This window comes from Erwinia sp. V71 (assembly GCF_965644245.1).
Taxonomy (GTDB): Bacteria; Pseudomonadota; Gammaproteobacteria; order Enterobacterales; family Enterobacteriaceae; genus Erwinia.
Genome location: NZ_CBFFRK010000045.1, coordinates 16381 through 31147, shown reverse-complemented (window position 1 = coordinate 31147; position 14767 = coordinate 16381). Strand labels below are relative to the sequence as shown.

Annotated in this window: 12 protein-coding genes and 1 pseudogene; 7 read left to right on the top strand and 6 right to left on the bottom strand. The window is 56.7% G+C overall.

Translation table 11 applies throughout. The features are described from left to right. The first annotated feature begins 387 nt into the window (after nucleotides 1-387). Both ompR and envZ read left to right on the top strand, forming a co-directional pair. On the top strand, nucleotides 388-1107 hold the full coding sequence (gene ompR, locus ACSZO1_RS11650) for an osmolarity response regulator transcription factor OmpR (protein WP_437612677.1): 720 nt from the start codon (nucleotides 388-390) through the stop codon (nucleotides 1105-1107). After that, the gene (envZ, locus tag ACSZO1_RS11645) at nucleotides 1104-2462 is read left to right on the top strand and encodes a two-component system sensor histidine kinase EnvZ (protein WP_437612675.1); all 1359 of its coding nucleotides are present in this window, start codon (nucleotides 1104-1106) and stop codon (nucleotides 2460-2462) included. The genes ompR and envZ overlap by 4 nt, the downstream gene beginning before the upstream one ends. 84 nt (nucleotides 2463-2546) lie before the next feature. Here the strand turns inward: envZ and pckA are convergent, their stop codons facing one another. The 5 genes from pckA to ACSZO1_RS11620 all read right to left on the bottom strand — a co-directional run bounded on the left by pckA (nucleotide 2547) and on the right by ACSZO1_RS11620 (nucleotide 8714). Further along, nucleotides 2547-4166: a phosphoenolpyruvate carboxykinase (ATP) gene (gene pckA, locus ACSZO1_RS11640; protein ID WP_437612673.1), complete on the bottom strand. Its 1620-nt coding sequence runs from the start codon at nucleotides 4164-4166 to the stop codon at nucleotides 2547-2549. A gap of 322 nt (nucleotides 4167-4488) precedes the next feature. Further along, on the bottom strand, nucleotides 4489-5367 hold the full coding sequence (hslO, locus tag ACSZO1_RS11635; protein ID WP_437612672.1) for an Hsp33 family molecular chaperone HslO: 879 nt from the start codon (nucleotides 5365-5367) through the stop codon (nucleotides 4489-4491). Nucleotides 5368-5437: 70 nt separating this feature from the next. Then, nucleotides 5438-5839, bottom strand: a complete 402-nt coding sequence (gene hslR / locus ACSZO1_RS11630; protein ID WP_437612670.1) for a ribosome-associated heat shock protein Hsp15 — start codon at nucleotides 5837-5839, stop codon at nucleotides 5438-5440. A gap of 18 nt (nucleotides 5840-5857) precedes the next feature. Then, the gene (gene yrfG / locus ACSZO1_RS11625) at nucleotides 5858-6529 is read right to left on the bottom strand and encodes a GMP/IMP nucleotidase (protein WP_437612668.1); all 672 of its coding nucleotides are present in this window, start codon (nucleotides 6527-6529) and stop codon (nucleotides 5858-5860) included. 55 nt (nucleotides 6530-6584) lie between these two features. Further along, nucleotides 6585-8714, bottom strand: a complete 2130-nt coding sequence (locus ACSZO1_RS11620) for an intracellular growth attenuator family protein (RefSeq protein ID WP_437612666.1) — start codon at nucleotides 8712-8714, stop codon at nucleotides 6585-6587. Between the two features lie 449 nt (nucleotides 8715-9163). Between ACSZO1_RS11620 and nudE the strand changes: the two genes are divergently transcribed. Further along, nucleotides 9164-9730 carry an ADP compounds hydrolase NudE gene (gene nudE, locus ACSZO1_RS11615; protein WP_437612664.1) on the top strand — a complete coding sequence of 189 codons (567 nt, stop codon included), beginning with the start codon at nucleotides 9164-9166 and terminating at the stop codon, nucleotides 9728-9730. Nucleotides 9731-9834: 104 nt separating this feature from the next. Here the strand turns inward: nudE and mrcA are convergent, their stop codons facing one another. Next, nucleotides 9835-12390, bottom strand: a complete 2556-nt coding sequence (gene mrcA / locus ACSZO1_RS11610) for a peptidoglycan glycosyltransferase/peptidoglycan DD-transpeptidase MrcA (protein WP_437612662.1) — start codon at nucleotides 12388-12390, stop codon at nucleotides 9835-9837. A gap of 200 nt (nucleotides 12391-12590) precedes the next feature. Here mrcA and pilM point away from each other — a divergent pair, with 200 nt between their 5' ends. The 4 genes and pseudogenes from pilM to ACSZO1_RS11590 form a co-directional block, all read left to right on the top strand. Then, nucleotides 12591-13412 carry a pilus assembly protein PilM gene (pilM, locus tag ACSZO1_RS11605; RefSeq protein ID WP_437612683.1) on the top strand — a complete coding sequence of 274 codons (822 nt, stop codon included), beginning with the start codon at nucleotides 12591-12593 and terminating at the stop codon, nucleotides 13410-13412. A 2-nt stretch (nucleotides 13413-13414) separates the two neighbouring features. Beyond that, complete coding sequence (locus ACSZO1_RS11600) at nucleotides 13415-13960, top strand: PilN domain-containing protein (protein WP_437612660.1); 546 nt, start codon at nucleotides 13415-13417, stop codon at nucleotides 13958-13960. Then, nucleotides 13953-14450, top strand: a complete 498-nt coding sequence (locus ACSZO1_RS11595; RefSeq protein ID WP_437612658.1) for a hypothetical protein — start codon at nucleotides 13953-13955, stop codon at nucleotides 14448-14450. The genes ACSZO1_RS11600 and ACSZO1_RS11595 overlap by 8 nt, the downstream gene beginning before the upstream one ends. Continuing rightward, a pseudogene (locus tag ACSZO1_RS11590) lies at nucleotides 14440-14766 on the top strand (HofP DNA utilization family protein); the annotation flags it as partial. The gene ACSZO1_RS11595 and the pseudogene ACSZO1_RS11590, both read left to right, overlap by 11 nt. Nucleotide 14767 lies beyond the last annotated feature (1 nt).

The window sequence follows — 14767 nt, the reverse complement described above, 5'->3', positions numbered from 1 at the left end:
GGATTCAGGCAACCGTCTGTGGTGTTTGCAGAGCTAAGATTGGCGGCTTAGCGTTGCACTTCGGAGTTGAATCCGCCCACTTCAGGTGTTTTTGCCCGCTTCACGTTATACTGGACGGATTTCCCCCAGACTGATGATTTGACTTAAGGTGCGCGCCAGCGATAACCAGAAGCTGGGCGTATATTTCAGATAAGACGGAATCGTGCGTCATCACTGCCTGCCGGTTGATGAAAAACAGGGCGTTATGCACAGAAAAGCAAAGTTAAGCTGCTGTTTAATATGCTTTGTAACAATTTCGGCTACAATATAAACCATTAATGACTGTCACAGTACGGCAACTTTTTTAAAAATATCGTCTCAGGCAATAGCGCCTTTGGGAGTAGCGAAATGCAAGAAAACTACAAAATTCTGGTCGTCGATGATGACATGCGCCTGCGTGCATTGCTGGAGCGTTATCTGACTGAGCAGGGCTTTCAGGTGCGCAGTGTGGCGAATGCCGAGCAGATGGATCGCCTGTTAACCCGTGAATCCTTTCACCTGATGGTGCTGGACCTTATGTTGCCGGGCGAAGATGGCCTGTCTATCTGCCGCCGTCTGCGCAGCCAGAGCAACCCGATGCCGATCATTATGGTGACTGCGAAGGGTGAAGAAGTGGATCGTATCGTCGGGCTGGAGATCGGCGCGGACGACTATATTCCAAAACCGTTTAACCCGCGTGAGCTGCTGGCGCGTATCCGCGCGGTGCTGCGTCGTCAGGCGAATGCACTGCCAGGCGCACCATCACAGGAAGAAGCGGTGATTGCCTTTGGTAAATTTAAACTGAACCTCGGCACCCGCGAGATGTTCCGTGAAGATGAGCCGATGCCGCTGACCAGTGGTGAGTTTGCGGTGCTGAAAGCGCTGGTAAGCCATCCGCGTGAGCCGCTGTCACGCGACAAACTGATGAACCTAGCGCGTGGCCGTGAGTACAGTGCGATGGAACGTTCGATCGACGTGCAGATTTCCCGTCTGCGCCGCATGGTCGAAGAAGATCCGGCGCATCCGCGCTATATCCAGACCGTTTGGGGTCTGGGCTATGTGTTTGTGCCGGACGGCAGTAAAGCATGAGGCGATTCCGCTTCTCTCCACGCAGCTCGTTCGCCCGTACGCTGTTATTGATCGTGACCCTGCTGTTTGTCAGCCTGGTCACGACCTATCTGGTGGTGCTGAACTTCGCCATCCTGCCCAGCCTGCAGCAGTTTAATAAGGTGCTGGCATACGAAGTGCGTATGCTGATGACCGACCGGCTGCAGCTGGAGGATGGCACACAGCTGGAAGTGCCGCCGGCGTTCCGGCGCGAAATTTATCGTGAGCTGGGGATTTCGCTGTATACCAACGCAGCGGCGGAAGAGAGCGGATTACGCTGGGCGCAACACTATCAGTTCCTTAGCGACCAGATGGCGCAGCAGCTGGGTGGTCCTACCGACGTGCGGGTTGAGGTCAACAAGAACTCGCCGGTGGTGTGGCTGAAGACCTGGCTGTCGCCGGATATCTGGGTGCGTGTACCTCTGACCGAAATTCATCAGGGCGACTTCTCGCCGCTGTTCCGTTACACCCTGGCGATTATGCTGCTGGCGATAGGCGGCGCATGGCTGTTTATTCGTATTCAGAACCGGCCGCTGGTGGAACTGGAGCATGCCGCGTTGCAGGTCGGTAAAGGCGTTATTCCGCCGCCGCTGCGGGAGTATGGCGCATCGGAAGTGCGTTCGGTGACGCGCGCCTTTAACCAGATGGCGTCAGGCGTTAAGCAGCTGGCGGATGACCGTACCCTACTGATGGCGGGCGTCAGCCACGACCTGCGCACGCCGCTGACGCGTATTCGTCTGGCGACGGAAATGATGGTTGAAGAAGATGGCTATCTGGCGGAATCAATCAATAAAGATATCGAAGAGTGCAACGCGATTATCGAGCAGTTTATTGATTATCTGCGCACCGGGCAGGAGATGCAGACCGAGCTGGCCGATTTGAACAGCGTGCTCGGTGAAGTGGTGGCCGCGGAGAGCGGTTACGAACGCGAAATTGAAAACCAGGTGATGCCAGCCGAACTGATGGTGGAAATTAATCCGCTGTCGATTAAACGCGCCGTCGCCAATATGGTGGTGAACGCGGCGCGTTATGGTAATGGCTGGATCAAGGTCAGCAGCGGCAGCGAATTGCAGCGTGCCTGGTTCCAGGTGGAAGATGATGGTCCGGGGATTAAACCCGAACAGCTGGCGCATCTGTTCCAGCCGTTTGTGCGAGGCGATAGCGCCCGCAGTACCAGTGGCACCGGGCTGGGGCTGGCGATTGTCCAGCGTATTATCGATGCGCATCAGGGTTCACTGGATATTGGTGTCAGCGAACGCGGTGGACTGCGTATTCGTGCTTATCTGCCGTTGCCGCATCCTTATCTGAGTACGGGTGTGTCAAACACGACGGCTTAAGCGCTGAACTGTACATCGCTCTGTCCATGAAACCTGAGCGATACATAAAAATTCCCGCGGAGGCACATGCCTCCGCTTTTCTTATCAGAGCTGTGGCCCCGCTTTTACCAGTGCCGCGCCGGCTGCGGTATCGGTGTATTTATCGAAGTTATCAATAAAGCGTTGCGCCAGATCGCGCGCCCTGGCTTCCCACTCTTCGCCATTCTGGTAAGTATTGCGCGGGTCGAGAATATGGCTGTCGACACCATTCAGCCCGACCGGCACCTCAAGGTTGAAAATCGGCAACGTCTGCGTCGCCACGTCACTCAGCTCTCCCGCCAGAATGGCATTGATAATCGCGCGCGTGTCTTTCAGTGACATGCGTTTACCGCTGCCGTTCCAGCCCGTATTCACCAGATAAGCTTCCGCGTGGGCGTTCTGCATGCGTTTCACCAGCACTTCGGCATACTGCGTAGGGTGCAGCGTCAGAAATGCGGCGCCAAAGCAGGCGGAGAAGGTGGGGACAGGTTCGGTAATGCCGCGTTCGGTGCCCGCCAGTTTGGCGGTAAAACCTGACAGGAAGTGGTACTGCGTCTGGTCGGCATTCAGACGCGACACTGGCGGCAGTACGCCAAACGCATCGGCGGTCAGGAAAATCACCTTGCTGGCGTGACCTGCTTTTGACACGGGTTTAACGATATTGTCGATATGGCTGATGGGATAGGAGACACGGGTATTTTCGGTTTTGCTGTCGTCGTCATAATCGACGGAGCCATCATGGCGCACCACCACGTTTTCCAGCAGCGCGTTGCGGCGGATCGCCTGATAAATCTCCGGTTCAGCCTGGGCGGACAGCCTGATGGTCTTGGCGTAGCACCCGCCTTCAAAGTTAAACACGCCGTCGTCATCCCAGCCATGCTCGTCATCGCCGATCAGCTGGCGCTGCGGATCGGTCGACAGGGTGGTTTTCCCGGTGCCGGACAAGCCAAAGAAGACGGCCACATCGCCCTGCGCACCGACGTTGGCGGAGCAGTGCATCGCCGCGATGCCTTTTAATGGCAGCAGGTAGTTCATAATGGCGAACAGCCCTTTTTTCATCTCGCCGCCATACCAGGTGCCGCCAATCAGTTGCATTTTCTCGCTGAGATTAAAGGCAATGAAGTTCTCCGAGTGCAGGCCCTGGGAACGCCAGTCGGGGTTGGTGCATTTCGCGCCGTTCATCACCACAAAATCGGGAATAAAATTCGCCAGGCCCTGTGCATCCGGCTGAATAAACATGTTTTTGACGAAATGCGCCTGCCAGGCGACTTCGGTGATAAAGCGCACGCTGAGGCGGGTATCCGGATTGGCGCCACACCAGGCATCAACAACAAACAGGCGTTTGCCGGACAACTGCTGCGTTACCCGCGTTTTCAATGCCTGCCAGGTTTCCGCTGACAGCGGCTGGTTATCATTTTTGCCTTTACCCTGGTCGCACCACCAGAGTGTGTCGCGTGTGGTGTCATCACGCACAATGTATTTATCTTTTGGCGAGCGGCCGGTGAAGATCCCGGTATCTACCGCGACAGCGCCAGACTGAGTCACGACACCGCGCTCGCAGCCCTGCAGGCCGGGCAGGGTCTCTTCCTGAAAGAGGGTGTCATAATCGGGGTTATATACCACCTCAACCGTGTCAGTAATGCCATACGCGACAAGATCCCGGTTGTTCAGACCATTAGCATGCATATTCCTGCTCCTGTGGCTGTTTACCATTATAGAGTGTGGGGGAATTCAGCTTGCACGATCGTGATCGTCGCCAGATTCGTGAAAATAAAGCGGGCCGATCGCGCGCAGTGTACACCGCGAAGCGGAGGGTGGCAGAAAGATATGCTGAAAATGCGATCCGGTACGATTTAATCGGGGGTTAAAAGGTGTTTTGCGCGAAATCAGGTGAGATATTGGGTATTTTCCAGAGGAAAATATCAGACGGGTAAGTGTTTGTCGCGTTATCGCGGGTGACGGACACTCTGCTGCACGCATGCTCTACAGCAGAGTCAGTCAGTAATGCTTAGTGCACCTGCTGGTCGCCCGCGGCGGAGCCGTTGCGCAGTGCGGCAATATCGACCGCGTCATACACATAGTGGCTGCCGCAGTAGTCGCAGTGCATATCAATTTCGCCATCTTCCGCCAGGATTTCATCCACTTCGGATTGTGGCAGGGTTTTCAGCACGTCACCGCAACGTTCACGTGAACAGGTACACTTGAACTGCACATCCTGCGGGTCATACACCTTCACCTCTTCCTGGTGGTAGAGACGCCACAGCACCTCAGTGGCGGACAGGGTGAGCAGTTCTTCGGTTTTAATGGTTTCTGTCAGCGTCGCCAGATGATTGAAGTCATCCGTGCTGGCATCCTGTGCCGGCAGCACCTGCAGCAGAATACCGCCTGCGCCCTGCAGGCCATCAGCTGCGCCAGTGCGCAGGAACAGACGCGTTGGCAGCTGCTCAGAACGCATAAAGTAATCTTCCAGGCAGGCTGCCAGCGTATCGCCTTCCAGACCTACCACGCCCTGGTAGCGCTCGCCTTTTTCCGGGGAAATGGTGATCACCAGATAGCCGTTGCCCACCATCTCTTTCAGGCTGCTGCCTTCAGCAATCTCGCCCTGCATACGGGCGACACCGCGCATCTCCTGGCGATTGTTGCCGTTAATCACCGCCAGATTCAGCGGACCATCGCCCTGCAGCTGAACAGTGATATCGCCATCAAATTTCAGCGTTGCTGTCAGCAGGCTGGTGGCAACCAGCAGCTCACCGAGGATCTGCTGTACCGGCTGTGGATAGTCGTGACCGGAAAGGATATCGTGCCAGGTCTGGGAGACGTTAACCAGTTCGCCGCGTACGGCATAGTTTTCGAACAGGTAACGGTGCATTTGGTCTTGCTGGGACATAGTTTTCTCTCGTAGCAATAATGGCCTGGCTGTTATCTCTCAGGTGCGTCTGCCGCCTGACAGCGATGGGTTATTCATCACCAGAATATTTAAATTTCATCAGATCGCGGCGCTCTTTCTTATCAGGGCGGCGGTCCGGGTGCGGCATGGTCAGCGCGTTCATTTTGCGCGCCAGCGCCACTTTTTCACGTTTCTCAATGCTTTCCGCGGTTTCCGCGTACAGCTGCTGCGCTTCAGTGGCAGGCCGGCGTTGATCGGTAATCGCCAGGATATGGACGGTGCGTTCGTCATTACCCTGACGCAGTGTCAGTTCAGCATCCAGTTCCACCAGTTTGCTCGGCTTGCTCCGCTGACCATTATAGTGAACCTTGCCGCCTTCGATCATTTCACGCGCGACTGCACGGGTTTTATAAAAGCGGGCGGCCCACAGCCATTTGTCGAGCCGGACACCTGCGTTGCTGCTCTCTTTCATGGTCTTCCTCCCGCCAGACTATGGCGCGATAGCGGCCACCAGTGGGCGATAATCACCGACTGCAGGATGGCGCGCAAACGTGATCTCGCTGCTGCCAGAATCCGGATTGGTGACGCCAAGGCAGTGTGCGATACCAAACTGTTTCGCCGCATCGAGAATGGTTTCGTTGTCATCAATAAACAGCGTGCGTGCCGGATCAAAGCTGCAGTGTTGCTGTACCGCCTGCCATAAACGCTGATCTTCTTTCGGATAGCCAAATGTATGGGTGGAAAGCAATAAATCAAGGTGGCGATCGAGGCCGGTCTGCGCCAGTTTCACATCCAGGTTATAGGGATGCGCGTTGGTGAGCAGAATCGTCCGTTTGCCACTGTGGCGCAGGGCGTGCAGCAATGGCAGTGTGTCGGCACGCAGGGCAACGCGCTCGCGCAGCGCCAGCGTCATGGCGCGAATATCCAGATCCAGCTGCTGGCTCCAGTAATCGAAACAATACCAGTTTAGCGTATGCCGCACTGCCTGATACATTTCGCCAATCATCTCTCTGGCGGCGTCAAGGGTAATGCCACGTTGCGTGCTTAACGTTAGCGGTACGTGCTGCAACCAGAAATGGCTGTCAAACGCCAGATCAAGCAGGGTGCCGTCCATATCGAGCAGCACAGTATCAATTTCGCACCAGTTTAGTGAATCAGACATGCGGGCTCCGCGCGAGGAAAAAACCGGGCGACAGGGTAGCACAGTTATGTTGCCGTCAGAACAGCGGGCGTGCGGTCTGGATCGTGGTCAGCGAGTGATTCATGCAGCGATCATAGTAGCGCTGAATTTCGACAATGCGCGTGCGGTTACGGTGAATACGCCGCAGGGTCAGCAGGCTGTTGATCAGCACGCTAAGACAGAGCAATACCAGCAGCAGCGTGGTGGCGAGATAGCGCCACAGGCTGATGGCATCAGGTTCACTGTGTAAGGTGACATGCTGCGTCCCGTTAGCATCGGTGCTGATATTGGTGATGATGCCGCTGGCGCTAAACGGTGTGTGCAGCAGCATTGAGGCCAGCCGCTGCAGTTCACGCCACTGCTCCGGCGCATTGTAATCAAACAGTGAGACCACGGGCTGCGGCTGGCTGACCAGCTGGCGGCCTTCATCGCTGATAATCAGGAAGCCACCTGGCGGCGGGCTGTTCAGCGTCTCCGCCGCACGACGCGTTTCACGGTAGAAGAAAGAGGACGTGGCGGTATTCACCAGATTTTCCAGTGCTTCTGCGCTGACCGGGCGCAGCAGCACATTCATGCCGTTCAGCGCCCCGGAGTTAGCGCGGGTCACCAGCGTGTCCCAGTCTTTGGCATTGCCGAGATTCACCAGCGCGTTTTTCAGCCGCACGCAGTCCTGCGCCTGGCTGCAGAGATCCTGGGTTTTCAGCACCAGTTCGGAAAAATAATCCAGCAGGATCATGCCCGATTTCTGAATCGCGCTGGCCAGCTGAGGGTTCAGCTTGGGATCGGTGGCGCTTTGCGGATGCAGTTGCTGATTAGTGCTGGTTTGCAACGCCTGGGCTTTATCGATGATATCTGACTGCGGTTGCGGCAGCGGTGCCGCGTTATTCCACCAGATTGCCGAGCAGTCGAACGGCATAAAGGCGTAGCTGCGGTTGCTCTGGTAATTTGCCGGTACTGAGCACATGCCGGTGCCGCTGACCTGCAGGTTGTCACCCACGCGCAGTGCGACTTTTTCCAGGTCGTTTACCGCGGTGACTTTGATGCTTTCCGTCCCTTTCAGCCACGCCAGGCTCAGTTTCAGCGGCATGCTGAGCGGAACCCAGCTGATCAGCAGCAGCAGTACCAGCAGGGAGCCGCAAGCCAGCACCAGATTTTTACGCCAGCGCTGAATCGGGAAATTGCGTACTTCATCCTGCAGTGACAGGAAGCGCCCCTGGCGTACCACCTGACGATTGAGATAGATATCCACTTCCGTCGTCTGGCCTAAATCATGGGCGACATAAGGCTGCCAGTGAGGCGGGTAGATCAGATCGATAATGCCCAGCGAGATGTTGCTGATTTGTCCCTGGTTAGATTCGCCAAACAGTCCCCAGCGTTTGGGCGTGCCGCGCAGGCAGTGAATTTCGCGCAGATCTTTTTCGCCGGGGCGGCGATACAGAAACCAGCAACTGACAGCGATCATCGCGAGACCCGTGACCAGCAGCCATGGCATCAGCAGTGGTGGGGCGATCAGGCTGATAAAGAACAGTAACAGTGCACAGCAGATGGTGACGGCTTCGCGTACGCCGTCGCGGCGTGACAGCGAATACTCTTCCGGCGTCTCTTTCCGCACGGTAAGCAGTTCGATATTTTCGCCTTCTTCTTTACGAATAGAAGCATTGGGCGCCAGCGGGCGCACGGTGGTCGGCAGCGCGGGATGCTCCAGCGCGTAGCTGGTCAGTGAATGGCCGTTAAGCAAGATGACCAGCGGGATGCCCTGGGTTTTGATCAGTTCGACGTAGTTTTCGTCAGCAATATATTGTTCCCACAGTGGCGGCAGATGCACTTCAACGGCATCAAGGTAGTAGCGCCATTTATTGGGTTCATCAGTGGAGAGGCCATAGCGGGTGATCGCGCGGGTGACCGGGTAAACATTGCTGCTTTGCGAAGTGAGCGTTAACTTTACCGGCGCAACGCCGGGCTGGAGAATGCCGCTGTTTTTTGTCAGTGATTCGACGTAGCGTTCTACCGCTGCACGCTCTTCGTCGGTCAGTTTACGGTGCGGTGGGCTGATAAACGGCAACGGCTTCGCCAACGGCGGGCGATGCCGCATAGCGTACCAAAAGATCACACCTGCCACGATCGAGCAGGCCAGCATTACAGCCAATATGATAATTATTGTGCTCATGCTTTGCTCATCCCAGCCAATTTACTCCCGTCACAGTCTCGCAAACTCCACAATGCTGTTTACCCTTATACCCTGATTTTATTCAGCTTATCAGGATGGGTGTTTATGCTAATTCTGGCGGGACAGGACAGCACTGGCAACCAGCCTTACATTCAAAAATAGCGCACAAAATCATAAAATTAGATAGATTGCATAAAAAGCCTTGCGCAAATATTACCGGGGTTATCGATATTAGAATATCGGTATTATCCTATTTTTATCACGAAAGCTTGACATTAATCCAATTTCTTTTCTGAACATAAACAACGATTTGTTATTAAGAATGCCCGTTATAGTATGCGATGATTGGCATACGCCGCTGGCTGGCGCACAATGTCAGCCTGTACCGCTTGCGCGTTCCTGACTTAACAGTGGCGCGATTCCTTATCCGGTTTTTCCCTGGGGCCATGATGACCAGACAACGACAGAAACCAGAAATACGCAGTGTCGAAACGGTGGCGCGTTCGCAGTTATTTACTGTGGAAGCCGTCAACCTGACGTTCAGCAATGGCGCCCGTCGGGTGTATGAGCGTATGCGTCCGACCGATCGCGAAGCGGTGATGATTGTGCCGATTATTGACGATCACCTGATTCTGATTCAGGAGTATGCCGTCGGGCTGGAATGTTATGAACTGGGTTTTCCCAAGGGGCTGATCGATCCGGGTGAGACGGTGTTCGAGGCCGCTGACCGTGAACTGAAAGAAGAAGCCGGTTTTGGCGCGACGGCGCTAGAGATGCTGAGTAAGCTGACCATGGCTCCCTCCTATTTTTCCAGCAAGATGAATATTGTGGTGGCGGAAGGGCTGTATCCCGAGAAGCTGGAAGGGGATGAGCCGGAGCCGTTGCCCGTGGTGCGCTGGCCGCTGACGGAGATGCTGGCATTGCTGGAAGAGCCGGATTTCCGCGAGGCGCGGAATGTCAGCGCGCTGTTTATGGTGCGCGAATGGCTGGTGAAGCAGGGGCGGCTGAGTTACTGAGTGTTGCTGCTGGCGGTATGGAATAGCGGTATCAGTCCAGTGTACGTCTCTTCCTTGCATCACTGAAGCGATTCCCTCCCCCGCTCGGGGGAGGAAGCCTTTCATCAGAACAGTTCCTGGCTCTCGCCATTCCCTTCCGTCATTGTGGTGCCGACATCGTGCACGGAATACTCGGTCGGCTGTGTGCCGTCGATAAAGAATTCCGGACGGCTGTTGCCCGCGCCATTCGCCAGTTTGCCGGTGCTGCGGTCGATATTAACCGTCACCACGCCTGGCGGCGGCGTCAGCGGTTGCTCAGGAACACCCGCCAGCGCGCTTTGCATATATTCATCCCACGCTGGCTGAGCGCTCTTCGCCCCACCTTCGTAGCCGGAGATCTGATCGGCAATGACGCCAGACGCCGTGGTGCGACCCAAATCGCGGCGATGGTCATCAAAACCAATCCATACTGAGGTCACCACGCCCGGGCCGTAGCCAGAGAACCAGGCATCTTTTGAACTGTTGGTGGTGCCGGTTTTTCCGCCGATATCATTGCGTTTCAAATCGCGTCCTGCGCGCCAGCCCGTTCCCATCCAGCCTGGTTCGCCGAAGATATTGGAGTTCAGCGCGCTTTTGATCAGGAATGACAGCGGCGTATTGATCACATGTGCGGCATACTGCTGGCCGGAAGCCGGTTGCTGACCCGCAGGCACCTGCTCCAGCTCTGGCTGTGGCACGGCGACATTGTTGCCTTCCTGAGAAATCGCAACGTTTTCCACGCTGTCTTCATTCATTGCCAGCGCTTTTTTGGTTTCACCGTACACTACTGGCAGGTTGCACTCGACACAGGCAATTTTCGGCTGCGCGGTAAACAGTGCCTCGCCCTGTTCGTTCTCGATTTTCTTAATGAAATACGGATCGATCAGGAAGCCGCCGTTTGCCATCACTGCATAGCCGCGTACCAGCTGCATCGGGGTAAAGGACGCGGAGCCGAGCGCCAGCGATTCGGTATGCACGATATTCTGTGACGGGAAGCCAAAGCGCTGCAGGTACTCTGCGGCGTAGTCGACACCCATCGCACGCATCGCACGTACCATCACCACGTTTTTCGATTCCCCCAGACCCTGACGCAGACGGATCGGACCATCATAGCGCGCCGGTGAGTTTTTCGGCCGCCAGTCGGAACCGGCACCCGCATCCCAGCGTGAGATCGGCACATCATTCAGAATCGAGGCGAGGGTTAAACCACGGTCCATTGCTGCGATGTACAGGAACGGTTTGATATTCGAACCGACCTGGCGCAGCGCCTGGGTAGCGCGGTTAAATTTGCTCTGGTTGAAGTCGAAGCCACCGACCAGCGCACGTACCGCACCGTCCTGTGGATCGAGCGACACCAAGGCGGAGTTGACGTCCGGCACCTGAGCCAGCCACCAGGCATCCTTCACTTTGCGCACCCAGACCTGCTGGCCAGGCTGCACTACCTGCGTCACGCTGCCAGGCGTCGCGCCCTGCAACGTGTCTGATTTGTACGGACGCGCCCAGCGCATACCGGCCAGTGGCAGCGAAACCTGGCTGCCATCACGCATCACGGCAATCGCTTCATCACGGCTGGTGGAGGTCACAACCGCTGGCAACAGCGGGCCATAGGTTGGCTGACCTTTCAGTGTTTCAAGGATCTTGCTGTGTCCCCACGCGGCTTCACCCACTCGCCACAACACTTTTTCCGGGCCGCGGTAGCCATGGCGCATATCGTAAGCCATCACGTTATTGCGCACGGAATCCTGCGCTGCGAGCTGCAGCTTACGGGTTACCGTGGTGGTGACGCGGTAGCCATCTTCATAAGCATTGTCGCCATAGCGCTTGATCATCTCCTGGCGCACCATTTCCGTCAGGTAAGGGGCAGAGAAGGCGATTTCCGGGCCGTGATAGCTGGCAACCAGTGGCTCATAGCGTGCTTCGTTATATTGCGCCTGGGTGATGTAGCTCTGGTCGAGCATACGCGCCAGCACCACATTACGGCGGGCAACCGCGCGATCGTGGGAGTAAATCGGGTTAAAGGTCGACGGCGCTTTTGGCAGACCCGCGATGGTCGCCATTTCGCTCAGCGTCAGCTGGTCAAGATTTTTACCGAAATAGACTTGCGCGGCTGCACCCACGCCATAAGCGCGATAACCGAGGTAGATCTTGTTCAGGTACAGCTCGAGGATCTCATCTTTCGACAGCAGCTGCTCAATGCGCACCGCCAGGAACGCTTCCTTAATCTTACGCATCAGAGTGCGTTCAGGGCTCAGGAAGAAGTTACGCGCCAGCTGTTGGGTAATGGTACTCGCGCCCTGTGAGGCATGGCCGGACATCAGCGCGACACTGGCGGCACGGAAAATACCAATAGGGTCGACGCCGTGGTGTTCATAGAAACGGCTGTCTTCGGTGGCGATAAACGCCTTCACCATCACCGGCGGCATCTGCTGCAGTGTCAGCGGAATACGGCGTTTCTCACCGTACTGGGCGATCAGCTCGCCATCGGCGCTGTAGACCTGCATTGGCGTCTGCAGTCGGACGTCTTTCAGTGTGTTGACGTCGGGCAGCTGTGGCTCAATGTATTTGTACAAACCATAAACCGAGCCAGCTCCCAGCAAAATGCAACACACTGCAAGGATCAATAAATACTTTACGAACTTCACCTGAGATTTCCCATTTAATGTCGTTTGGGCAGTTTATAAACAATCGCGCGGTAGTATAAAGGCAAGCCAGTAGCTTTGATACATCCATCGCACCTGAAGTGCTAAGTGGCAGGAATGACTGCTTACACATCAGGCGGTTGGCGACATTCTGCGTTGCGAAAATCGGACAGCAACGATGACGATAAGGAGATCATGTGCAAATGGTTTTTTCCCCCTGGCAAATTGGTCTGGATATCCAGAACGGGCAGCTGTGCGCACTGGGCATCCAGCGCCGCCGCAGCGGCTGGCAGTTGCGACACTGGTGGCGGCATGATTTGCCGCCCGACACGTTACGCCATGGCGCACTGCAACGCGCCGCTGAACTGACCCGCGTCCTGCAATGCTGGCGCAAGCACCTGTCGCGGCATATCTCTCTGCGGGTTGGGTTGCCGCCACAACTGGCGCTGCAATGCCAGATTGCCTTACCTCCGCAACCGCTGGCAGAACCCGCGCTGGGCCTGTATGTGCGTGCCGCTGCACGGCGTTTTTTCCCCGTAGAACTGGACGCACTGGCGCTGGACTACCGTGCCATGCCGGCTCAGCCTGGCCAGCTGTGCGTCACCGCTGCACGGCGCGAGATGCTGGAGCAGTGGCTAACCTGTTTCACTGCCGCAGGATTGTTGCCGCAGGTGTTTGAGCTGAACACCGCAGCAATGTGCGCACTGGCGCAGGTGCTGGCGCTGGAGGAGGGAACTGCGCTGGTGCACCGCCTGAACGACCACTGGCTGTGGTTTGCGCCGCAGCTGGCACAACCCTGCGGCTGGTGCAGCCATGACGATGCGACGGACTACGCGGCTTTGCGCCAGCGCTACCTGCCCGATGTGGCGCTGATTTATTACAGCGCTGCGGAGCAGGAGTCGCTGCCGGACGGCGCGCGGGAACTATTGCCACTGGCTGCATTGCAGCAACTGCAGCCGCCGTTGCCCGCCTGGAGCGGCAGTTTTGCCCAGGCGACCGGTCTGGCTCTGCGCCCGGAGGACTGAGCATGATATGGGTAAATTTACTGCCCTGGCGTGAACGGCAACGGGCGGCACGGTTGCGCAACGACGGTATTGTACTGCTGGCGATGATGCTGACGGGTGGTGCGCTGCTGGTGGTGTTGTATCTGCAGCTTGCAGCAGACAATCGCCACTGGCGGCAGCAGATTGAGCAGCGCCAGCGGGCGCTGACCGTGGCGGACAGCCTGGCACAGCAACTGGCTGAAGCGCAGCTCCAGCATCAGGGACTGCTGGAGCGTCAGCAACGGCAGCAGCGGCAGCAACAACTGAACCAGCGCTGGCAGCAGTTTGTGCACTCGCTGCCGCAACTGTTGCCAGAGTATTTGTGGCTGACCAGTTTCGTGCAGGCACCCTCTGGTGTGCAGATCAGCGGTATCAGCCAGCAACTGAACGATGTGGACAGGCTGCGCCAGCAGCTACTCACTCAGCCCCTGTTGCAGCAGGTGAGCACTGGCAACATTGAACGCCTGCCTGATGGCGGTTTGCAATTCAGCATTCGCGCTGCGCTGCAGGAGGGAAACAGTGATGAGTGAGTGGTTACTACGCTGGCAATATCTGCCACGCCAGTGGCAGTGGTTAACGATGACTGTCTTGCCGCTGGTGGTGATACTGGTGCTGGCCTGTGGATGGCTGCAACCGTTGCGTTCCGCCAGTGCCGCGCTGGCGCAGCAGTCTCTGCAATTGCAGCAACGCTATGACGCGAGGATGGCGCAGCTGCGCAGCCAGCCAGAGCTGGCGATACAACGCCAGCAGAATCAGCAGTTACTTCAGGCATTACAGGCGCAGGAGCACCAGCACTTCAGTCTGGTGACGCTGATGCAGAGTGGTGCGGCGCTGGATAAGTGGCAGCCAGCCGCGCAGGGCGGTGAACTGACACTGCTGCTCAGCTGGCCACAGTTTCAACACACCATCGTCTGGCTGGCATCGCGGCGACCGCCGGTAATGATTAATTCGTTGTCGTTGCAGCGCAGCGGTGAACAGCTGCGTATGGCGCTCAGCCTGGGGCTTATGGATGAAAAGTAGACTGGCGGCTGTTGCCATCGTGCTGCTGGGTGCTTCTGTCAGTGCACGTGATCCGTTTTCTCCGCTGACTCTGGCTCGCTGCCAGCAACAGACGCCTGAACTCAGTCAGTGGCGTCTGCAGGGCATTATTGGTCGGGTGGGCGACTACCATGGCTGGCTGCGCTCGCCGCAGGGAAAGGGCGTGCGGGTGACGCCAGAAAGCCTGTTGCCTCTTTATCCATGGCAGATCAGTGAAATCAGTGCCCTTGCGCTGCATTTACACACCGGACAACTCTGCGCCCGGCAGCAATTTAGCTGGCACTTACAAGGACGTTTAT